General features: G+C 70.9%; 22 protein-coding genes. 15 read left to right on the top strand and 7 right to left on the bottom strand.

Features of this window, described 5'->3' with window-relative positions:
* Positions 1-1,986 carry an MFS transporter gene (locus ACFQS1_RS31505; protein ID WP_378975447.1) on the bottom strand — a complete coding sequence of 662 codons (1,986 nt, stop codon included), beginning with the start codon at positions 1,984-1,986 and terminating at the stop codon, positions 1-3.
* 2 nt (positions 1,987-1,988) lie between these two features.
* The gene (locus ACFQS1_RS31500) at positions 1,989-4,946 is read right to left on the bottom strand and encodes an ATP-binding protein (RefSeq protein ID WP_417629338.1); all 2,958 of its coding nucleotides are present in this window, start codon (positions 4,944-4,946) and stop codon (positions 1,989-1,991) included.
* Positions 4,947-5,014: 68 nt separating this feature from the next.
* Between ACFQS1_RS31500 and ACFQS1_RS40635 the strand changes: the two genes are divergently transcribed.
* Positions 5,015-5,338, top strand: coding sequence for a hypothetical protein (locus ACFQS1_RS40635; protein WP_417629337.1), 324 nt, complete (start codon positions 5,015-5,017; stop codon positions 5,336-5,338).
* Between the two features lie 305 nt (positions 5,339-5,643).
* Here the strand turns inward: ACFQS1_RS40635 and ACFQS1_RS31495 are convergent, their stop codons facing one another.
* Both ACFQS1_RS31495 and ACFQS1_RS31490 read right to left on the bottom strand, forming a co-directional pair.
* The gene (locus tag ACFQS1_RS31495; protein WP_378975443.1) at positions 5,644-6,006 is read right to left on the bottom strand and encodes a hypothetical protein; all 363 of its coding nucleotides are present in this window, start codon (positions 6,004-6,006) and stop codon (positions 5,644-5,646) included.
* Position 6,007: 1 nt separating this feature from the next.
* Positions 6,008-6,301 carry a hypothetical protein gene (locus ACFQS1_RS31490; protein WP_378975441.1) on the bottom strand — a complete coding sequence of 98 codons (294 nt, stop codon included), beginning with the start codon at positions 6,299-6,301 and terminating at the stop codon, positions 6,008-6,010.
* Positions 6,302-6,663: 362 nt separating this feature from the next.
* Between ACFQS1_RS31490 and folP the strand changes: the two genes are divergently transcribed.
* The 7 genes from folP (at position 6,664) to ACFQS1_RS31455 (ending at position 11,166) form a co-directional block, all read left to right on the top strand.
* Positions 6,664-7,479 (top strand): dihydropteroate synthase, encoded by an 816-nt coding sequence (gene folP, locus ACFQS1_RS31485; protein ID WP_378975559.1) that lies wholly within the window; start codon positions 6,664-6,666, stop codon positions 7,477-7,479.
* Positions 7,480-7,508: 29 nt separating this feature from the next.
* Entirely contained in the window at positions 7,509-7,871 is a 363-nt protein-coding gene (folB, locus tag ACFQS1_RS31480; protein WP_378975439.1) for a dihydroneopterin aldolase, read from the top strand.
* Positions 7,868-8,395, top strand: coding sequence for a 2-amino-4-hydroxy-6-hydroxymethyldihydropteridine diphosphokinase (folK, locus tag ACFQS1_RS31475; protein ID WP_378975437.1), 528 nt, complete (start codon positions 7,868-7,870; stop codon positions 8,393-8,395). Before folB ends, folK begins: the two co-directional genes overlap by 4 nt.
* A 35-nt stretch (positions 8,396-8,430) precedes the next feature.
* Positions 8,431-8,910, top strand: a complete 480-nt coding sequence (locus tag ACFQS1_RS31470; protein WP_378975557.1) for a DUF3180 domain-containing protein — start codon at positions 8,431-8,433, stop codon at positions 8,908-8,910.
* A 145-nt stretch (positions 8,911-9,055) separates the two neighbouring features.
* On the top strand, positions 9,056-10,288 hold the full coding sequence (locus tag ACFQS1_RS31465; protein WP_378975435.1) for an ABC transporter permease: 1,233 nt from the start codon (positions 9,056-9,058) through the stop codon (positions 10,286-10,288).
* A 35-nt stretch (positions 10,289-10,323) separates the two neighbouring features.
* Entirely contained in the window at positions 10,324-10,629 is a 306-nt protein-coding gene (locus ACFQS1_RS31460; RefSeq protein WP_378975433.1) for a hypothetical protein, read from the top strand.
* Between the two features lie 45 nt (positions 10,630-10,674).
* Entirely contained in the window at positions 10,675-11,166 is a 492-nt protein-coding gene (locus ACFQS1_RS31455) for a hypothetical protein (RefSeq protein WP_378975431.1), read from the top strand.
* A gap of 9 nt (positions 11,167-11,175) precedes the next feature.
* Here the strand turns inward: ACFQS1_RS31455 and ACFQS1_RS31450 are convergent, their stop codons facing one another.
* Entirely contained in the window at positions 11,176-12,183 is a 1,008-nt protein-coding gene (locus ACFQS1_RS31450) for an ABC transporter ATP-binding protein (protein WP_378975429.1), read from the bottom strand.
* 2 nt (positions 12,184-12,185) lie between these two features.
* Here ACFQS1_RS31450 and ACFQS1_RS31445 point away from each other — a divergent pair, with 2 nt between their 5' ends.
* From ACFQS1_RS31445 to ACFQS1_RS31430, 4 genes are all read left to right on the top strand, one after another.
* Positions 12,186-12,905 carry an ABC transporter permease gene (locus ACFQS1_RS31445; RefSeq protein WP_378975427.1) on the top strand — a complete coding sequence of 240 codons (720 nt, stop codon included), beginning with the start codon at positions 12,186-12,188 and terminating at the stop codon, positions 12,903-12,905.
* Positions 12,902-13,615, top strand: coding sequence for an ABC transporter permease (locus ACFQS1_RS31440; protein WP_378975425.1), 714 nt, complete (start codon positions 12,902-12,904; stop codon positions 13,613-13,615). The genes ACFQS1_RS31445 and ACFQS1_RS31440 overlap by 4 nt, the downstream gene beginning before the upstream one ends.
* Positions 13,616-13,755: 140 nt before the next feature.
* Positions 13,756-14,748 (top strand): glycine betaine ABC transporter substrate-binding protein, encoded by a 993-nt coding sequence (locus ACFQS1_RS31435; protein WP_378975423.1) that lies wholly within the window; start codon positions 13,756-13,758, stop codon positions 14,746-14,748.
* Between the two features lie 107 nt (positions 14,749-14,855).
* Positions 14,856-16,328, top strand: coding sequence for a hypothetical protein (locus ACFQS1_RS31430; RefSeq protein ID WP_378975421.1), 1,473 nt, complete (start codon positions 14,856-14,858; stop codon positions 16,326-16,328).
* Position 16,329: 1 nt separating this feature from the next.
* Here ACFQS1_RS31430 and ACFQS1_RS31425 read toward each other — a convergent pair whose 3' ends face one another.
* Complete coding sequence (locus ACFQS1_RS31425; RefSeq protein ID WP_378975419.1) at positions 16,330-17,463, bottom strand: NADH-quinone oxidoreductase subunit D; 1,134 nt, start codon at positions 17,461-17,463, stop codon at positions 16,330-16,332.
* Between the two features lie 52 nt (positions 17,464-17,515).
* The gene (locus ACFQS1_RS31420) at positions 17,516-18,472 is read right to left on the bottom strand and encodes an SAM-dependent methyltransferase (protein WP_378975555.1); all 957 of its coding nucleotides are present in this window, start codon (positions 18,470-18,472) and stop codon (positions 17,516-17,518) included.
* A gap of 129 nt (positions 18,473-18,601) precedes the next feature.
* On the opposite strand from ACFQS1_RS31420, the gene ACFQS1_RS31415 reads away from it, so the two are divergent.
* From ACFQS1_RS31415 to panD, 3 genes are read left to right on the top strand one after another with little or no spacing between them, the layout of a single operon-like run.
* Positions 18,602-19,519 (top strand): Rossmann-like and DUF2520 domain-containing protein, encoded by a 918-nt coding sequence (locus ACFQS1_RS31415; RefSeq protein ID WP_378975417.1) that lies wholly within the window; start codon positions 18,602-18,604, stop codon positions 19,517-19,519.
* The gene (gene panC / locus ACFQS1_RS31410; RefSeq protein WP_378975415.1) at positions 19,516-20,361 is read left to right on the top strand and encodes a pantoate--beta-alanine ligase; all 846 of its coding nucleotides are present in this window, start codon (positions 19,516-19,518) and stop codon (positions 20,359-20,361) included. Before ACFQS1_RS31415 ends, panC begins: the two co-directional genes overlap by 4 nt.
* On the top strand, positions 20,361-20,786 hold the full coding sequence (panD, locus tag ACFQS1_RS31405) for an aspartate 1-decarboxylase (protein ID WP_378975413.1): 426 nt from the start codon (positions 20,361-20,363) through the stop codon (positions 20,784-20,786). The genes panC and panD overlap by 1 nt, the downstream gene beginning before the upstream one ends.
* The last annotated feature ends 438 nt before the right edge of the window (positions 20,787-21,224 follow it).

Here is a 21,224-nt window from a genome sequence, read left to right as displayed (position 1 = left end):
TCACTTGGCCTCGGAACGAACCCGGGGCGTAGCCGGCTCCCGGGTCGTGTTCCCGGTCTCGGGCCGGTAGATGGCGTACGAGGCGGGCTGCTCCGCCACATCCGGCTCGGTCCACGTTGTGGTCCGGCGGGCCCGGGCCGGCGCGACGGGATCGCGGCGCGGTTGGTCCCCGACGGGCGCCGGCGGGTTGTCGTGCACCGACTCGCTGCCGTCGGGACGTGTCTGCGCGGGGACGATTTCGCGTCCTCCCGTCCTGGCCGGCTCGAGCTCGCCGCGGTTCGCGGCCGAGTGCGCCGGATCCTCGAGGCGTGCCTCCGGCCGAAGGTTGCTCTGGTCGACGTAGACGGTCCGGCCGTTCTTGCCCATCGTCGGCTCCCGGGTGCCGCCCCCCTCGACGACGTCGAGCTTGGCCGCTTCCCGCATGTCGCGGAAGAACCTTCGATGCCATTGCCCGGCCGATGCAATCGCCCGAGTGCCGTCCTTGCCGCCAAGCTGCGTGATCCTCCGATACGGACGCAGCAGCAGCCATCCCACTACCCCGCAAAGCCACACGAGTACGACCTGCAGCCAGCCCGGCAGGCTCGCCGTGTTCATGATCAGATCAACAGCGAAGAGATAGATCGCGGCCCCGGTGCCAAAGATCGCGATGTTGAAGATCGCAGCCACCACGGCGTTGCCGAGGCGCCGAATTCCCGCGCTCGCAGGTCGAAGAAGTCCGATCGTTCCCAGAATCGGAGCTGCAATTACCGCCCACCGGAAGACCAGGAATCCGAGGAGGACGAGCACGGAGGCGGTCAAGTCGAACATCGCGAACATGATCGACGCGAGAACTGAAATGAAGCCGGCGCCGATACGATCCATTCCATTGACGCCTTGAAGATATTCGTACGCCTCCGGATCTTCTTGCTTGATCTGTTCGGCTACCTTCTCCCACTGCTTATTCTTTGCCGCGATCGTCGCGTCGCGATCCGCAGGATTGGTCCGCAGTCGTTCTGCGTCGGCCCAAGAAAGGGACTTTGCATCGTATAGTGCGCGACCGTATTTCTTGGCGGTTTCACTGTCAGCTGAGCCGAGAAGTCCACGTAGGAAATTCCGGTAGAGCATGGTCTCTGTCGCTGTGTCGCTTGCCCGCACGGCGGGCGGGCGATTGTCCTCACATGCTCCGGGTGTCGGGTCGTCGCACAGCCCGGAGGGTGCGTTTTGGGCACGCGGGCCAACGGCATCGTGCACCACGCCAAGGCTCGTGATCAGAGTCTGGTCTGCGAGGTTGGCGGAGCGAACTGGCCAGGCTGCGATCGCAGTGACCGCGACCATGACGAGAATCGCCCAACCCGCTGTGGTGGTAGCCGCTCCCATGTCTGCCTGACGTGACCGCCACAACAAGTAGAGGCCGACGACAGCGAGGGTGAGAACACCAAACACACTGAAGACTTTTTCATAGACTGCCTGAGTGGCCTGCTGCACGAGCGGATCGGCCCAACCCCACAGGGTCTGCGGATCCCAGGCGCGTTCACGGAGAGCATTCGAGGCACCGATGATGGCGGTCGCCACCATGAACTCGCCGTTCGCAATGGTGGTCTCGAATTTATAGTCTGGATCTATTAGCGTCGATGCACAGCCGCTATCCAGATCATATGTCGTATAGCTATACCCGGCGTAGCCATATCGGCTGTACAGGCCCTGGGGACCCGGCTTCGTCGAGGATTCTGGACGCTCTGCGAACCAGCCCGCCAAACCCGAATCCGGAGTGCTGGGCGTCGGTGGCATGAGGCATTGCGCTCGGGCTGCGCTCACATCGGCGAGTCTGTTTACGCAGGCCTTGAAGTCCTGCTGCCACTCCTCGGTGCTGCAAGCTCCGCCCGGCGCCCTCAGCACCCCGCCGCCCACCGCGGCCCCCGCCGGAGCTGGCGTCGCCACCGCCCAAACGATTGACGCCACCACCGTGACGAACATCGTCATGGCCAGCGCCAACGCCCGCCGCACCATCGTCAGGCCTCCATGTCCGGGGCAGACATCGGGATTGCCGACGACGGCGCCTTGGCCGCCGTGGGCGTGGTGTCCAGGTGCTCCAGCAGGCCCTCGACGTACGACACGTCCACCCGTACCTTTTGGACGCGCCCGTCCACGTCGCGCATCACGAACTCGCGGAAGCCGAGCCGGTTCGACGACGACGTGTCGACCTGGGAGAGGGACGCCAGCGTTGCCTCGTACCCATCGTGGACCGGCACCCGCAGCAGGCGCAGCGCCTCCGACGCGATCTCCTGGTCCTCCGCGATGCGGCCCACGAAGACCGTGGAGACCAGGTTTTGCACGTCCAGCCCGAGGATGTCGCGCGGGTTCTGCGACGCCACCAGCGCCGCCAGGTTCCACTTCCGGGAGTCACGGGCGAGCCGCACCAGGAACGACCGGCCGGAGCGCCAGCCCTCCATGAAGTGCGCCTCGTCCAGGCCGACCATCTTGCGGGACGACATCGAGCCGCCGTAGCAGCGGCGTACCGCCAAGCGGTGAGCCGTGTGCAGCATCGGCAGCGCCAGCGCCTCCTCGGCCGACCAGTACTCGCGCTCGATCTTGAGGTCGGGCAGGCGGAGGCCGGCCATCGTGATGACCGTCAGCGCCGCGTCGGCGCCCAGCAGGTGCTGTGGCGGCGAGCCGAAGAACAGCAGCGCCAGCGGCATCTCCGCGGTGTCCAGCAGCAGGTTCGCCAGCTCCTGGCCCTCGTGGTCGAGGCCCTGCAGGGTGCGGACCACGTCGTCGAGGGTGGACGACTCCTCGGCGGGCACCTGCCGGACCGCGTGCCGGAGCAGGGTCGCCGTGGAGGCTTCCTTAGCAACCTGCGGCGGCACCAGCATCGAGCAGATGTCCTGCACCAGCATGCGGCGCTCGGCGCGGGCGTTGGAGACCGCGATCTCGAATTCGCGGTCGCCGCCGGGCCCGGTCGGGAACTCGGACCGGACCGGGGTCGGGATCAGCGCATACGGCGCCAAGGTCCCCTGTTCCGAGCCGGTCAAGTTCAAGACCCGGGAGTACGGCCGCAGCTCGGGCATCTGGCACAGCCGGGCGAGCGGGCCGGACGGGTCGAGCAGAGTCACCTGGACGCCGCGGCGGGCGTTCAGGTAGCCCAGCGCGCCCATCAGCGTCGACTTGCCACCGCCGGGCTCGGCCACGAACACGCCCAGGCCCGAGCGCTCCCGCACCTCCATCGGGAAGTGCAGGTCGAGGAAGACCGGGCGCCGGCACGTCCCCGCCGTACGCCCGATGAGGTCGCCACGACGGTCGCCGACGGTCGATGCCGCCTGCGGCAACGCCGCGGCGAGCAATTTGACCGGCATGCGCCGGACGTACCCGGTGTTGGCGATCGGCTCGCCGGGGATGAACTCGCGGGCCAGCTGATCCTGGTTCTTCGGGTGCTGCAGTGAGATCCGCAGTTCCCGCGAGTACAGCTGGATGAGCCGGCGGGCCCGTTCGAGGCACTCCTCGCGGGTGGCGCCGCCGACCGCTATCCGGTGCCAGCCGTGCGCGCGGGCCGACTCGACCGGCAGGCCGGTGGTCATCTCGTCGCCGATCACCAGCGCCCGCTTGGCGAGACGCTCCAGCTCGGGCGGCGCGTCGATGCCGTGCTCGGCGTAGTCGAGCTGCTGCGAGCGGATCATGCGGAGCCGGTGCTCGAGGTTCTTGAACGAGCTGTTGGACCCGAGGATGTCGATCCGCGAGGACAGCTCCATCGGCCATGGCAGCCGCTCGTGGAAGTGCAGCCACGGCTCGTGCTTCTCGGGGATCTCGAGCGGCTCCATCCGGCCGACCGAGAGCACGGCGACGTGCCGTTCCTCGCCGGTCATCCGGTTGACCAGCTTCACCGTCGAGCCGTACGGCGTCCGGTACCGCTCGACCTGCTCGGTGAGCGCGAGCAGGTCGCCGGTCTCCCATTGCCCGTTGGTGATCGGCGAGAGCAGCGCGGGCGGCGCCATGCACAGCGCCACCGAGCGGTACATCAGCCATTCCAGCTCGGCCGGCATGACCCGGCGGCCGCGCATGCCGAACGCGTTGAGCACCTCGTCGAACTGCTCGACGGTGCGGCCGAGCTTGCGCCGCTCGCCGTCCGAGGTGCCTTTGCCGAACATGCGCAGGATCCGCTCGCTGAACGTGTCGCCCAGCGACCGCCGGGCGAACGTCACGCCGAGATAGGTCTGCCCCTCGGCGTGGTTGACCGAGAGCAGGTGGCGCTGCGCCGCGACGAGGTGATCGGACCAGGAGGTCGCGCCGCGCACGTCGGGCAGCGGCTTGGCGGTGAACGAGTCGACCGTGCGGGCCCACTCGTCGGCCGGGAAGGGCCGGTTGGTGCGCCGCAGGTGCAGGCGGAACCCGGCGAGGCCGGCGTACTGCTCGGAGATCGCCGACAGCAGCGCCTCACGCTCGGCGTCGGGCCGGAACGCCCACCGCACCTCGGGCAGCGAGTACCAGGCCGTGACCGTGCTCTGCGTGAACGTCAGGTGCCCGGCGATCTCGCTGATCGCCAGCTCCATGGCCGGGTCGCGGTCGTTGAACTTGAGCTTGTGCGGGCGTAGCTGCGCGGCCTTCACGTCCTTCTTCGAAGGACGCGCGGGAAGGTTCTCCTTCTTTTTCCGGGCCGGGGACTTTTCCTTGCGCTTCGCGGGCGGCTTCGCCGGCGAGGGTACGGGCAGGGCGGTGTCCGGTTCGGTCGGCGCGGGCGGCGCGTACGGCTGCACGGCCCCGACCGGAGCGGGCCGCGACTCGACCGTCTGCCACAGCGGCGCCGGGGTTTCCGGCGGCGCGACGGCGACCGGCGGGTTCGCCGGCCAGTCGTCGAGGTCGGGCCACTGATCGTCGGCCCGGCCGCCGTTGTCCTGGAAGAAGTCGGCCTCCGGCCCGGCCGGCGCCCGGCGGAACGACGAGACCGGCTCGGGCGCGCCCCAGCCGCCGGCATCCACCCCAGCCGGCGGCGCGGAAGCCGGCGGAACAGAGGCCGGTGGAGCAGAGGCCGGTGGAACGGAGGCCGGTGGAACAGAAGCGGGCGGAGCCGGAGACGCGGCACCGGCCGGAGGCGGCGCGGACACCGGCGCGGCGGCCTGCGACGGGGGGCCAGAAAATGGCGGCGCAGAAGACGGCGGCGCAGAAGACGGCGGCGCAGAAGACGGCGGCGCAGACGATGGCCGGGCAGACGATGGCGGCGCAGAAGACGGCGGGGCAGAAGATGGCGGCGCAGACGATGGCCGCAGCGATTTGGGACCGGCCGTCGCCGGAGAGTCGAAATCGAACCCGAAGTCGAACTCGGCGTCGGGCTCCGGCGAAGGCGGAGGCGCGGCCGGCGGAGGCGGGCTGACCGGCGCCGCCGAGACCGGCGGCCCGCCGAACAGGTCGAGGAACGGCGAGTCGATGTCGAGCGTGGTGTCGACCGTCCCGTTGCGCGGCCGGACCGGCTGCGGCGCCTGGAAGACACCGACCGCGCCGTGCCCCGGCGCGGCGACAAGCTCTTCAGGATTGGTTTCCGCCGAATCCGCCGCAGAGTAGTGGTCCGAACGCATACCGTTACTCTGCCTGCCCTGCGCGGCTGCGTCCGCGCGGGGATGCCCGTGCGGTAGTGATCCGGTCATGCGCCAACCCCGAGGGAGCGTGCGGCAAAACTGGTCATACCAACTCCTCCCGAACCCGGATGCGAGTGGCGACAAGTCTCGGATCGCGTTGTTCCACGGCCGGCTCGCGCGTCCGGCGCCAGTCGGTGAGCGCGGTGCGGATGACGACCCGCGCCGGCCGGTCGGGGTCGACGTGCCGGAACACGTAGGACGTCGTGACCATGGCGAGGGCTATCTCCCACGCCGGGAACACGTCGAAGTCGAACGTGAGCAGGTAGTGCCCGAGCATGAACAGGGGGACCAGCGCGACGAACATGCCGTACTGCGCGTACGGCAAGTGGATGGGCAGCGTGTATCCGGGCGGACCCAGATAGACCAAGCGCGCCCGGTAGATGTCGTCGTCGGTACGAAGCCGCATCTCAGCTGAAGATCAGATCGATGAGGTAGTCGCCGACGAAGAACAACGTCGCCGCGCCCGCGATGAACGCGAGACCGACGATGGCGATGGCCGAGCTGGTCAGCACCTTCGAGATCTCACCGCGGCTGGCGCGCCCGATGAAGATCACGCCGAGCACCGCGAGAAGGATCGGCGCGATGTTGCTGGCGAAGAAAGTGACGATGCCTTGGGTGTTGATGCCCTTGGGCTCGGGTGCGGCCAGCGTTCCCTGCTGGACGGCTGCCACGACTTGCGTGGCGAGCTCGGTGGCGATCATTGGTAAACCTCCCCGTGTCCGGTTAGGGGGGTCCGGACACGTCGCAGTTGTGAAGCCGCACGGCGACGCCCATATCGTGCTACTTCCAGCTCACCGCGTCGAGTGAGCTGTTCGGGCACTGCCATGCTCGTCTGCTCTCTTCGGTTCCTTCATGATGCCCAGATCCGAAGAGTACGGCGCGTTTTTCTTGGCTTCAAGCGGCCCATTCGTTACGCAAGGTAAACGCATGCGTGAAAATGAGTCACCAGACATCGTACATACGTGCCACAACCCGTCCGTCCTACCCTCGTTCCGTGACGAGTCAGGCAACGGATGCGCAGCTCACAGGCGGGGCAACTATCCGCCGAGATCACCCGGTCGTGATGGGGATCGTCAACGTCACCCCGGACTCCTTCTCGGACGGCGGCCGGTACACCGACGTGGACGCCGCCGTCGAACATGGCATGGCCTTGCGCCGCGCCGGCGCGGACATCGTGGACATCGGCGGGGAATCGACCCGGCCCGGCGCCGAGCGGGTGGACGCCGCGACCGAGACCACCCGGGTCGTCCCGGTGATCACCGCCCTGGCCGCCGCGGGCGTGCCGATCAGCATCGACACCACCCGGGCCACTGTCGCGGCAGCCGCCCTCGAGGCCGGCGCCACCGTGATCAACGACGTCTCCGGGGGCCTGGCCGACCCGGCGATGGCCGGGGTGGCCCGCGACGCCGGCTGCCCGTGGGTCCTCATGCACTGGCGCGGCCACTCCCGCGACATGAACAAACTCGCCGTGTACCACGATGTGGTCGCCGAGGTCCGTGCCGAGCTGCTCGAGCGGGTGGACGACGCGGTCGGCGCCGGCGTCGACCCGCGACAGATCATTCTCGACCCGGGCCTGGGCTTCGCCAAGAACGCCGAGCACAACTGGCAGCTCACCCGGCGTCTCGACGTCTTCGTCGACCTCGGCTTCCCGGTGCTCTTCGCGGCCAGCCGCAAGACGTACCTCGGCCGGCTGCTGGCCGACGCCGAGGGCCGCCCGCGGCCGGTGGACGAGCGCGAGGCCGCGACGCTGGCGACCTCGGTCCTGGCGGTGGCGGCCGGCGCCTGGGGCGTACGCGTCCACGACGTCCGCAGCACCGCCGACGCCCTGGCCGTCTGGCGAGCCTCCGGCTCGCCGCGGTTGAAAACCCGCGAGAATTGACGGCTCGCCGCAATGGAAGAGGTGAACTTTTGTCCGGGAAGATCACGCTGAGCGGCCTGCGGGCGCACGGCTTTCACGGCGTCTTCGATTTCGAGCGCCGGGAGGGCCAGGACTTCGTGGTCGACGTCGTGCTGGAACTCGACCTGAGCAAGGCCGCCGCCACCGACGACGTGACCGACACCGTGCATTACGGCGAGCTCGCCGAGCGCCTGATCGCGGTGCTCACCGGCGAGCCGGTCAACCTGATCGAGACGCTGGCCGACCGGCTGCTGACGGTCTGCCTGGCCGACGACCGGGTGGCGACCGCCGAGGTCACCGTCCACAAGCCGGGAGCGCCGATCCCGCACGAGTTCGCCGACGTGTCCGTCACCCTGCGCCGGGGCCGGTCGTGACCCGGGCGGTGCTGTCGCTCGGCAGCAACCTGGGCGACCGCTACGGACACCTCCAGCAGGCGGTCCGCCTGCTGGGCGAGAGCGTGGCCGTGGTCTCCGGCATCTACGAGACCCCGCCCTGGGGCGACACCGACCAGCCCGCGTACCTGAACGCCGTGGTGCTGGCGACCGACGCGACGGCCGCGCCGCACGACTGGCTGGAGCGGGCCCATGCCTGCGAAGCGGCGGCCGGCCGGGTGCGCGACCCGGAGCGCCGCTTCGGCCCGCGCACGCTGGACGTGGACGTGATCGCGGTCTGGAACGCCGACGACCAGCCGGTGATCAGCGACGATCCGGAGCTGACGCTCCCGCACCCCCGGGCCCATCAGCGGGCGTTCGTGTTGCGGCCGTGGATCGACATTCAGCCGTACGGGCAACTGCCCGGCCACGGCTGGCTGACCGACCTGCTCAACGACCCCGCCCTCGCCGCCGACCTCGCCGGGATGAGCCCGCGCCCGGATCTGCCGTTAGAGTCGAGGTCGTGAGCAGCAACCCGCAGGCGCCCAAGTCGGATCCGTCGATGCGGCCGACGAGCATCTCGGTGCTGATCGTCGCCGGCCTCGCCGCGGCCGCGCTGGGCTGGCTGCTGCTCAGCTTCTCCTACTCCGCGCTGCCCGATCTGCCCTGGTCCCCGGTGATCGTGCTGGTCGTGCTGGCCATCGCCGAGGGCCTGCTGGCGCAGAACACGAGCGCCCGCATCCACCGCAAACCGGGCACGCTGCCGGTCGACCCGCTCGCGGTGGCCCGCTACGTCGCGCTGGCCAAGGCGTCGTCACTCGTCGGGGCGATCTCGGCCGGGTTCTCGGCCGGCCTGGTGGCCTGGCTCGCGATGGAGCCGACCCAGGCCGCGCACGACGACCTGCCGACCGCCGCGGGTGGCCTGCTCTCCGCGCTCGCGTTGATCGGCGCCGCGCTCTGGCTCGAACGCGCGTGCCGTATCCCGGAAAAGCCGGACGCCAAGGACGAGGACGACTCCGATCGCCCCAGCGGCCGGCGGTGACTCCGCGGCGGCCGATCCTTGCCGATGGCAAGAATCGATGACCCGCCCGACACCCGCCGTCGTCGATCCGGCACTATTTCGGCCTTGAACTGAGACCGACCACTATCCGTATGCTTCGGGGCGCGAGCATCGAGGAGGCGCGAGGATGGCGTACGACGAGACGACCTTCCGTCGGACTGACGAACAGCCGACCGATCCGGCCGCCTACCGAGCGAATACCCTGGCCGCGGCCGAGCAGCGCCGCCGGGAGGAGCTGGCCGCCGAGGCCGCGGCCGCGGACACGTCGCCCGACCTGCTGCGCCGCGACGACGACGGGCGCGACCGGCTCGGCATCCATCTCGGCTGGGAGGTCGTGCTGCTGCTGGCGGCCGCCACCTTCGCGTTCCTGCTCTGGCGGCTCGACCCGGCCAGCCTCAAGCGGCCCGCGCTCGACAACCTGCTGGTGACCGGCGCCGCGATCGGCCTGCTCACCCTCGGCGGTGGGCTGACCCTGCGGGCCGGCGTGCCCAACCTCGCGCTCGGCCCGATCGCCCTGGCCGCCGCCCTGCACTACGCCGAGCAGGGCGACCAGGGGCTGCTCAAGGCCGCGGTCCCGGCGCTGATCATCGCGGCGGCCGGCGCGATCGCGATCGGCCTGCTCATCCTCGTGCTGCACGTGCCCGGCTGGGCGGCCACGCTCGCGGCCGCGCTCGGCGTGATCGTCTACGACCAGCTGCGCGCCGCCCCGGTCGTCGTGCAGGGCGGCTACGACCCCACCGACCAGGCGTTCTTCCTCTTCGGCGGGTTCGCGCTGCTGGCCGTGATCGGCGGCGCGCTCGGCACCGTCACGCCGGTGCGCCGCTGGCTGGGCGGCCTGCGCCCGCACGGCGACCCGGCCCACCGTCGCGGCCTGGTGGTAGCCGCCCCGGTGATCCTCTCGCTGGTCCTCTCGTCGGCGTTCGCGGTCGGCGCCGGCATCCTGCTGGCCGCGCAGTCGGCGTCCCCCATCGTCCCCGGCACCGGCCTGGAGTGGACCGGCATCGCCGTCGGCCTGGCCATGCTCGCCGGCACCAGCGCGTACGGCCGGCGCGGCGGCGTCTTCGGCACGCTGTTCGCGGTCGCGGCGCTCACCCTCTTCCTCGACTGGTCCAGCCGCAAGGAGCTGGACATCGCGCTGTTCGCGACCGCGGCCTGCGTCTTCGGCGGCGGCCTGATCGTGACCCGGCTGGTCGAGACGTACGGCCGGCCGCTCTCGCCGGGCAGCGGCGAGGACTGGAACGCCGCCCCCACGAACGGCGTCACCAACTGGACGCCCGACCTGGAGGCCTGGAACTCGGCGTCGACCACCCCGGCGCGTACGGACCGCTGGGACGAGGGGCCGTGGGGATCCGGTCGGTAGGAACGGCGCACCCGGGCGGCCCTATGCTTGCCGTCATGACCACTCCGAGCTTCGCTGAGCTGGATGCCCTGCCCACCGAGGAGCTGCGCGAGCGCGCCTTCGCCGTGGCGCGCAAGCACCGCGACATCAAGTTCTTCTGGAGCGTCAGCAAGCACCTGCCCGACTCGGACGACGTCGGCGAGCTCGACGGCGCGCCCAACTCGATCGGCCCGATCATCGACGAGTACGTCGCGCTCTGGCGGGAGTTCCGGGGCCGCGGCGGTTACCAGGAGCACGGGTACGGCGAGTCGGAGCCCCTTCTCCGGGCCGCGTTCATCGATTATCTGCAAACCCACGACTGAGCGACCGCCGTTTGAAAAGCCATTCGCGTTGGGAAATATCCGCGCATGGCTCTCGGCAACCGGTACAAGTCTGCACCCGGTGCGGGCACGCTGGCCGCACTCATACTGGTCCTCGTCTTCGGTAGCCCGTGGTACGCGGACTGGGTATCCGACAACACCAATCCCAACACGGCCGGCGGATGGTGGCTGCGGCTGCTCGCCTGGCCGCGCTGGTCGTTCAACTCCAACGACTCGCTGCGCGAGATCATCGTGGGCGACCTCCGCGCGATCCTGCTGATCGTGCTCACCGCGCTGTTCCTGTTCCTGCTGCCCGGCTCGCAGCTGGCCCGGGCCCGCGGCACGATCAGCCAGTTCTTCGCGGGCTGGGCGTCCTACATCTTCGCCGGCGGCTTCGCGGCGCTGTTCACCACGCTCTTCCTGCACAACCCGTCGCTGATCGGCGCGTTCCAGGCGGCCGGCAGCGGCGCCACCTACGGGCTGTTCGTCGGCTGGCTCGTCGGCCTGGCCACGCTGGGCGGCTACCGCGGCACAAGATGACCCGTGCGCTCAGACCTTCGCTTCCGCTTCGGGCACTTCAAAGATTGACGTACGGGTGATGACGCCCACCGCCTGCTCGCCATCGACGACCACCACCTCGGCGGCGTCGACGGCGAGCATGGCGGCCAGCGCGTCGTAGAGCGTGCCGCCGGCGCCCACGGTCGGCCGGTCGCCCGTCGTGGTCCCCGCGCCGGCCGGGGTCATCGCCGGCTTGAGCGGGGTGACGGCCAGCCGCCGGATGCCCCGGTCGGAGCCCACGAAGTCGCTCACCGCCGTCGAGTCCGGCCGGCTCAGCAGCTCGGCCGGCGGCGCGTACTGCAGAAGCCGCCCGCCCTCGGCCAGCACCGCGATCCGGTCGCCGAGCCGCACCGCCTCGTCGATGTCGTGGGTGACCAGCACGATCGTCTTGCGCACCGCGGCCTGCAGCCGCAGGAACTCCTCCTGGAGCCGGCCGCGGGCGATCGGGTCGACCGCCGAGAACGGCTCATCCATGAGCAGCACCAGCGGATCGGCGGCGAGCGCCCGGGCCACCCCGACCCGCTGCCGCTGGCCGCCGGAGAGCTCGTGCGGATATCGCTTGGCGTACCGGGCCGGGTCGAGGCCGACCAGCTCGAGCAGTTCGTCGGCGCGGGAGTTGATCTTGGCCTTGGGCCAGCCGAGCAGGCGGGGGACCGTGCCGATGTTGGTGCGGATGTTCTGGTGCGGGAAGAGGCCCACGTTCTGGATCACGTAGCCGATGTGCCGGCGCAGCTCGACCGGGTTCCGCTGGAGGATGTCCTCGCCGTCGATCAGGATCCGGCCGTGGGTCGGCTCGATTAGCCGGTTGATCATGCGGAGGATCGTGGACTTGCCGCAGCCCGACGGCCCGATCAGCACGGTGAGCTCCCCGGCGCGGACCTCGAGGCTGAAGTCGCCGACCGCGACCGTCCCGTCCGGGTACGTCTTGCCGATGTCCTCCAGCGTGATCGAGGCCGCGCTCCGGGCGGGCCCGGCTCCGTTGATCGCGGTAGCGTCCACGTATGTCCTTCCTGTCGCGGGCGCCGGCGTTCCCGCCGCTGGCCGCTCCCGCCGGTGACGGGCCCGGCAATCCGTGGTTCTCCTGGCAGTACGTCCAGGACAACGCGGACACCATCGTGTCCAAGCTCGGCTTCCACATCGGGATCACCCTCGAGACCGTGGTGATCGCGCTGCTGGTCGCCGTGCCGCTCGCCGTCCTCGCCTACTGGATCAGACCGTTGACCGGCCCGATTCTCGCACTCTCCGGCGTGCTGTACACGATTCCGTCCCTCGCGCTGCTCGCGCTGCTGGCCCCGCTGCTCGGCGCGACCAGCCGGGTGACGGTGCTGATCGCCCTGGTGCTGTACGCCCTGCTGCTGGTGGTTCGCAACGCGCTGACCGGTCTCACCCAGGTCCCGGCCGAGGTCAGGGACGCGGCGTCCGGCATGGGGTACGGCCGGGTCGGGCGCCTCTGGCACGTCGAGCTGCCGCTCGCGCTGCCCGGCATCGTGACCGGCCTGCGGCTGGCGACGGTCTCCACGGTGGCGTTGGTCACGATCGGCGCGATCATCGGGCAGGGCGGGCTGGGCGACCTGATCATGGGCGGCTTCTGGAACAACTTCTACAAGGCCGAGATCCTGACCGGCACCGTGCTCTGCGTGGCGCTGGCCCTGGTTTTCGACCTCGCGCTGATCGGGCTGGGCCGACTGCTGACGCCGTGGAGCCGGAGGCGCCTCGCATGAGCTATTTCCGCGACGGCATCGTCTGGCTCAACGACCCGCTGAACTGGACCAACCCCGGCGGTCTGCTCGACCGCCTGCAGGAGCACCTGGTGATCACGTTCTGGGCGGTGCTGCTCGGCTGCGTGATCGGGCTCCCGCTGGGCATCTGGCTCGGCCACCGCGGCCGGGGCGGCGGCGTCGTGGTCACCGTGGCCAACCTCACCCGGGCGCTGCCGACGCTGGCCCTGCTCACCATCCTGCCGCTCACCCCGATCGGCTTCGGCAAGCTCCCGGTGGTCCTCGCGCTCGCCGTCTTCGCGGTGCCGCCGCTGCTGGCGAACGCGTACACCGGGCTGCGCTCGGTCGACGCCGAGACCAAGGACGCGGCGCTCGGGATGGGCCTCTCCGGCGGGCAGTTGCTGCGCCGGGTCGAGCTGCCGCTCGCGGTTCCATACCTCGCGTCCGGCCTGCGCACGGCGGTCGTGCAGGTGGTGGCCACCGCCACGCTCGCGACATTTGTGAACGGCGGCGGGCTCGGGCAGATCATCACGGCCGGATTCGGGCTCGGCATCAGCGTCGGCGGCGCCCAGATCGTGGCCGGCGGCATCGCTGTGGTGCTCCTCGCACTTCTCGCCGAGGCGCTGTTCGCCGGGCTGGAACGCCTGGTCACGCCCCGTCCGCTGCGTTCCGAGCGGCGTCGCCGGGTCGCCCGGGCGGCTACGACCGGGTAACGGACGAGCATCTTTCCCCGAAGTTGTCATACCCAGCGGGTAGACCTAGGTGCTGCACACATACGGGCATTCGCACATCGGCTGCCCGTCGGACACGCGGCACGGCCACACGGCCGCGCCGGGACACAGAAGGCGGCAGTATGCGTCGACACCTGCTCCTGATGGCCACGAGCGCCACAGCGGCCATCGTCACTCTCGCCGGCTGTGGCAGCGCCGGCTCCTCCGGCACGGAGGCACCCCCATCGTCGGCCACCGGCCAGGGGTGCGCCCCGGTCGCGGGCAACGAGCTGGTCGTCCTCACCGACGACAAGCACCTGCAAAACACCGACAACGTGATTCCCGCGATCAACAAGAAGGCGTCGTCGCCGCAGCTGATCGCCGCGCTCGACAAGGTCTCGGCGGCGCTCGACACCACCAAGCTGATCGCGCTCAACAAGGCGGTCGACATCGACCGCAAGTCCTCGAAGGACGCGGCCGCCGAGTTCATCGCCACCAACAACATCGCCGCGGGCCTCGAGAAGGGCTCCGGCAACATCACCGTCGGCGCGGCGAACTTCAGCGAGAGCGCCACCCTCGGCGAGATCTACGGCCAGGTCCTGACCGCGGCCGGCTTCAAGGTCAAGGTTCAGCAGATCGGCAACCGCGAGCTGTACGAGCCGGCGCTGGAAAAGGGTCAGATCTCCGTCGTCCCCGAGTACGCGGCCACCCTCGCGACCTTCCTGCAGGGCAAGGTCGACAAGAGCGGCAAGGATCCGTCCTCGTCCGACCTGGCCACCACGGTGACCAACCTGACCGCCCTCGGCGAAAAGGTCGGCCTGGTCTTCGGCAAGGCGTCCGAGGCGCAGGACCAGAACGCGTTCGCGACCACGACCGCCTTCGCCGACCAGTACGGCGTCAAGACCCTGTCCGACCTGGCCGCCAAGTGCTCCGGCGCGGCGAGCGTGCTGGGCGGCCCGGCCGAGTGCCCGCAGCGGCCCAAGTGCCAGCAGGGCCTCGTCGACGTCTACAACTTCCAGGCCGGCAAGTTCTCCAGCCTGGACGCGGGCGGCCCGCTGACCAAGACGGCCCTCAAGCAGGGCACGATCAGCGTCGGCCTGGTCTTCAGCTCGGACGGCGCCCTGGCGGCCGGGTGACCTATTTCACCGAAAACTAGTCGTTTGTTGGACAAGCGCCGGGTTTCCCGCGAAGCCCGGCGCTTGGCCGTTCCGATCCTGGCGCACTCTGGGTAACATCGGCGCCCATGCCGGAGAGGGATCCCGAGACTGGACACAGCTCGCGACTGCTCCGCGGCCTGATCTGGGCGGGCGTGCTGCTCGCCCCGGTGGCCGCGGCGATCGTGCTGCTCGGCGACAGCTCGGGGTCGGTGCGCTTCGCCGTGCTGCTGGTCGCCGTGGCCGTCGTGCTGATCGGCGCCTCGGTGCTCATCCGCAGCGACCCGGTGCTCCAGCGCATGCACGTCGAGGACCGCGTCGCCGAGGAGGTCGAGGCCCTGCGCCGAGACCTGCGAGCCGAGTTCGCCCACGCCGCCGCTCCCGGCCTGGCGCCCGCCCCCGGCCCGTTGCCCGCCCCTGGCTCCGGCGGCCGCGGCTTCGCTTCCGACTCCGGCGGCCGCGGCTTCGCTCCCGACTCCGGCGGCCACGGTTTCGCGCCCGGCCCCGGCCCGGGCGGCGTTGGCATGGCTCCGGCCTTCGACGATCCCGACAGCTCCGGCTTCTTCGCCGACGTCCCGACGGTGCCGCCCGAGGATGACCCGTTCGCGTCGGCACCCCGCCGAGACCCCGGCTTCGCCAGCGGGGGCCGGGCCAGCGTCCCCGCCCCGGCCGCAACGGCCAGCGCGGCCGTCCGGCCCGTGCCGGCATCGGCTTCGGCCGGCATCCCGCAGCCCCGCGGCTCGGCCTCGGTCCCGGCGTCGGCGCCCCCACGCGCCTCCGCCTCGGTTCCCGCCTCCGCGCCCCCACGCGCCTCCGCCTCGGTTCCCGCCTCCGCGCCGCCACGCACCTCGGCGTCGGTCCGGCCCGGCAGCGCGTCGCCCGGCGGCACCTACGGCTCGGCCCGGGTCCCCAGCACCGGCTACGAAGAGCCCGACGATTACCCCGGCGACGACTACGGCTATCCGCCCGCCAACGGCTATCCCCCCGCCAACGGCTATCCCCCGGCCAACGGCTATCCCCCGGCCAACGGCTATCCGCCCGCCAACGGCCGGCCCTCAAGCAACGGAGGGGCCTCGAGCAACGGAGGGGCCTCGAGCAACGGCCGGGCCTCCATCAACGGCGGCGGACGCGCAACCGCGAACGCTCACGGTCCAGCCTCCGCCCCCACCAGCTACAGCCCATCCGGCGACGACGACCCGCGAGCCTACGACGCGACCAGCTACGCCGCCACCGGATACGACCCAACCGGATACGACCCAACCGGATACGACCCAACCGGATACGACCCAACCGGATACGACCCAACCGGATACGACCCAACCGGATACGAGCAGACCGGATACGACCCGGTCGGCAACGACGCGACCGGCTATGAGCTGGACGGCGGCTATGACGGCCCGAGCCGGCAGCCGTCCGGCGATCCCAATTACAAGGCTCGCCGCCACCGCCCGTCGGCCAACGACACCAACGTCGGCACCCTCGCCGACTTCGCGTCCTACCCCGGCTGGGACAACCAGCCACAGCCCGACGAGCGCTACGTGCAGGGCTACGGCCGGCGCTGACTCACTTGTCGATGTCGCCGACCACGAAGAACATCGACCCGAGGATGGCGATCAGGTCGGGCACCAGGCAGCCCGGGATCAGCGTCGCCAACGCCTGCACGTTGGCGTAGGAGGCCGTCCGCAGCTTGAGCCGCCACGGCGTCTTCTCGCCCCGCGACACCAGGTAGTAGCCGTTCACCCCGAGCGGGTTCTCGGTCCACGCGTACGTGTGCCCCTCCGGCGCCTTCACCACCTTGGGCAGCCGCACGTTGACCGGCCCCGAGATCTTGTCGACCCGGTCGAGGCACTCCTCGGCGAGGTCCAGCGACACGTACGCCTGATCCAGCAGCACCTCGAACCGTGAGTGACAGTCGCCGTTCTTCTTCGTCACCACCGGCACGGTCAGCTGGTCGTACGCCAAATACGGCTCGTCGCGCCGCAGGTCGAAATCCAGTCCGCTGGCCCGCGCCACCGGCCCCGACGCCCCGTACGCTGCCGCCTGTGCCGCCGTGAGCACACCCACCCCGACCGTCCGGGCCAGGAAGATGTCGTTGTGCCGGATGATCCGGTCCAGATCCGGCAGGCGCGACCGGACCTGCCCGATCGCCTGCCGCGCGCGCCGGGTCCACCCGGCCGGGACCTCCTCCTTGATGCCGCCGACCCGGTTGAACATGTAGTGCATCCGGCCGCCGGTGGCCTCCTCCATCACCGCCTGCAGGGTCTCCCGCTCGCGGAACGCGTAGAACATCGGGGTGATCGCGCCGATCTCCAGCGGGTAGGAGCCGAGGAACATCAGGTGGTTGAGCACCCGGTTGAGCTCGGCCAGCGCGGTGCGCAGCCAGATCGCCCGCTCGGGCACCTCGATGCCCATCAGACGCTCGACCGCCAGCGCGACGCCCAGCTCGTTGGCGAACGCGGACAGCCAGTCGTGCCGGTTGGCCAGCATGATGATCTGCCGGTAGTCGCGCACCTCGAACAGCTTCTCGGCGCCACGATGCATGTACCCGACGATCGGCTCGCAGGCCACCACCCGCTCGCCGTCGAGGGTGAGCTTGAGTCGCAACACCCCGTGCGTCGACGGATGCTGCGGCCCGATGTTGAGCACCATGTCGGCCGTGTCGAGCCCGGCCCCGGTTCCCACGGTCATCTCACGCATCTTGGCGGCCTTCAGTCCGATTTCGGGTGGCGGGCGGGGTGGTCGGATGCGGTCACAGAAGCATGCTCCCACGTCCGTCCACATCCACCGTGTGCAGCAGCCACCAGTGTCCGCCGAGTCCCGCCGGCTCCACCAGCTCGGCCGCCTCGCCCGCTGCCGAGAGGGCGCGGAGATAGGCCGCCGGGTCGCGGCTCGCAAGATCAAGCGGTGGTCGGGCGCCGTCGATCCCCAGCGCTTTCAGCGCCGCACGCTGGCGGATCATCTCGTACGGCGTCCCGGCCGCCGCCGCAATCGAGTCCATGGCCACGTGCGCGGTGAGGTCGCAGCTCCCATCCGGCACCGGCGGCACCTGCCGCCCGCCCCGGAATCCGGTGAGCGTCCCCCACGCCGGCCGGTCGTCCCGCAGATGTCCGTAGTCGACGGCCAGCGCACACCCCCGCCGCACCCGGCTCACCGCGTCGGCCCACGCCGTGTCCCGCGGCCACCCGATCTCCACCCGCCCGGCCGCCGGCCACCACCGCTCCAGCCAGAACAGATCCGCGGCGTCCACCGACCCGCCCAGCGACTCCGCCCCGGTCGCCGGGTCGACCAGGACCTTCCGCAGCCGCCCGTGGTCGTCGACGTCGGCAACATCCAACGGCACGTTGTCCAGCCATTCCGTGGCGACCAGCAGCCCCGCGATCCGGTCCGGCACCTCCGGCGCCCAGGCGATGCCGCCATCGAGTCCCGGCGGCCTCGGGGCGATTTCGACCGCCGTGAACCGCGTCCGCCGCACGAGCTCGTCCGGCAGCATGACCCGCAGCGTGGCCAGCAACTCGCCGCGACCGGCCCCCACGTCGACCAGGTCAAACGCCTTGGGGTGGCCGAGCGCCCCGTCCACCCGCTCGACCAGCCGCGCCACCGCCCGCGCGAACAGCGGCGACGCATGCGCACTTGTCCGGAAATGCTGTGCCGGACCGCTCGCGGCGTTCGTGAAGAACCCCGTCGGCCCGTAAAGCCCCTCGGCCATCGCGTCGCGCCACGTCGTCACGGGGAAAAGATAGGCGGTGCAGTTGACCACACGCTGTTGTCACCGGCGTGTTACCGCAGCGCATACTTCAGCTCGACCGGTACCCCTTCTCGAGGACTGGATCCTGATATGAGCGCAATGTCGCGCGGCCGGCACGGCGCGCGTCCCCTCAGCGTCGGCGTCGTGGGCGCCGGCCGCGTCGGGGCCGTGCTGGGCGCCGCTCTGACCGCCGCGGGCCACCACGTGGTCGCCGCCGCGGCCGTTTCCGCAGCCTCCCGCGATCGCGCCCGGCGGCTCCTGCCGGACGCCGCGATCCTGCCGGCCGACGACGTCGCCCGGGCCGCCGACGATCTCTTGCTGCTGGCCGTCCCCGACGACGCACTCGGCGCTGTGGTGGCCGGTCTGGCCGCCACCGGCGCCCTGCGCCCGGGCCAGATGGTGGCGCACACCTCCGGCGCTCACGGACTCGCCGTTCTGGGCGATGTGAACGGCATGGCCCTGCACCCCGCGATGACCTTCACGGGCGCCGACTCGGATCTCGACCGCCTTCCCGGCATCGCCTGGGGCGTCACCACCCGGGACCGTACGTTCGCCACCCGCCTGGTCGCCGACCTGGGCGGCGTGCCCGAGTGGATCGCCGAGGACGCCCGCCCGCTCTACCACGCGGCGCTCGCCCACGGCGCGAACCACCTGGTCACCCTGGTCAACGAGGCGGCCGACCTGCTGCGCGCGGCCGGCGTCGGGGAGCCTCGCCGGGTGCTCGAGCCGCTGCTGCGGGCTGCCCTCGACAACGCCCTGCGCCTCGGCGACACGGCCCTGACCGGCCCGGTCTCCCGGGGCGACGCCGGCACCGTACGCAAGCACCTCGACCGCATGCCGCCGGCGGCCCGCACGGCCTATCTCGCCCTGGCCCGCCGCACCGCCGACCGCGCGATCGCCTCCGGCCGCCTGCGCCCGCAGGACGCCGCGCCCCTGCTGGACGTCCTGTCCCGGGCCACACAGACCGGCGTCGCTCAGTCTCGGGACGGCGTGGGGAGCGCGCGGTGACCGACCCGATCCCGACCCTTTTGATCCACACCCGGGCCGAGCTGGCGGCCGCGGTCGCCGCCGCCACCGACGAGGTCGCCGTGGTGATGACCATGGGCGCGTTGCACGACGGGCACCGCGCGCTGATCCGGGCGGCCCGTGAGCGCTCGACGTTCGTGCTGGTCACCATCTTCGTGAACCCGCTGCAGTTCGGGCCGAACGAGGACTTCGACAAGTACCCGCGCACCCTGGAGGCCGATCTCGAGGCGTGCCGGGCCGAGGGCGTCAGCGTGGTCTTCGCGCCGGGCCGCGACGAGATGTACCCGGGCGGCGCGCCGTCGATCACCATGAACGCCGGCCCGCTCGGCGAGATCCTCGAAGGCGCGAGCCGGCCCGGCCACTTCTCCGGCATGCTCACCGTCGTCGAGAAGCTGCTGCTGCTCACCCGGGCCGACGTGGCTTTCTTCGGCGAGAAGGACTTCCAGCAGCTGGCGCTGATCCGCCGCATGGCGCACGACCTCGAGCTCGGCGTCGAGATCGTCGCCGTGCCGACCGTACGCGAGCCCGACGGCCTCGCCATGTCCAGCCGCAACCGCTACCTGTCGGCCGACGAGCGGGCATCCGCGCTGGCCCTCTCCCGGGCGCTGCGCGAGGGCGCCACGCACACCGACCCCGACGCGGTCCTCGCCGCCGCCACCAAGATCCTCGACGGCGAGCCCGGCATCCGCGTCGACTACCTGGCGCTGACCGCTCCCGATCTGGGCCCGGCGCCCCCGGAGGGTCCAGCTCGCCTGCTGGTCGCCGCCCGCGTCGGCAGCACCCGCCTGATCGACAACGTCCCGCTCCAGCTGAAGGGCCACTGATGCTCCGCACCATGCTCAAGTCCAAGATCCACCGAGCCACCGTGACCCAGGCGGACCTGCACTACGTCGGCTCGGTGACCGTCGACCTGGACCTGATGGAGGCCGCCGACCTGCTGGCCGGCGAGCAGGTGGCGATCGTCGACGTCACCAACGGCGCTCGCCTGGAGACGTACGTGATCCCCGGCGAGCGCGGCACCGGCGTCCTCGGCATCAACGGCGCCGCCGCCCACCTGATCCACCCCGGCGACCTGGTCATCCTCATCGCGTACGGCCAGATGGACGACGCCGAGGCTCGCGCGTACCGGCCGAGAGTGGTCCACGTGAACGCCGACAACCACATCATCGAGCTCAACGCCGACCCCGCCTCGGCCGCCGCCGGCATGCCCGGCGATTTGCGGAGAGGCGATCTGACCCTGCCCGTCTGACCAGGGCGTCTGTTGCCGCAGCGTGGCCGGCAGATGGACGGTGCGGCCAGCCGCCTGGTTCGGATGGGGTGCCGCCGCCGGCGCCGGTTGTGAGGTGAGTTGGGTTCCCGCTATGTGGCGGGGGCTATCGGATGGCGAGACCGAGTCCCGCAGGTCGGCGAGCCGTCCCGGTCAACGGGCACGCGGTTCGCATCGTGGGAAGCCGTCGGCGCATCCGCCGGGAATAAGGGATATTTCCGGCGGCAGCCCAGGGCGGCTGCAAGGGATGAAGAGTTGCCGTGCGCGCCGAACGGCAACCCTTCAAGATCCGCCGGCAGCGCGGGGCGGTCGCGCGGGGATGGCGCTCGGTGGGGCGGGCGGTGCGCGGTGCGGCGCGGTGGGGGTGCGGCGCGCTGCGGTGCGGCGCGGTGGCGCGATGCGGCGCGGCGGGGTGGCGCG

This window comes from Paractinoplanes rhizophilus (genome assembly GCF_042664765.1).
Taxonomy (GTDB): domain Bacteria; phylum Actinomycetota; class Actinomycetes; order Mycobacteriales; family Micromonosporaceae; genus Actinoplanes; species Actinoplanes rhizophilus.
The sequence above is the reverse complement of the archived record's forward strand: the minus strand, read 5'-3'. Positions and strand labels throughout refer to the sequence as shown.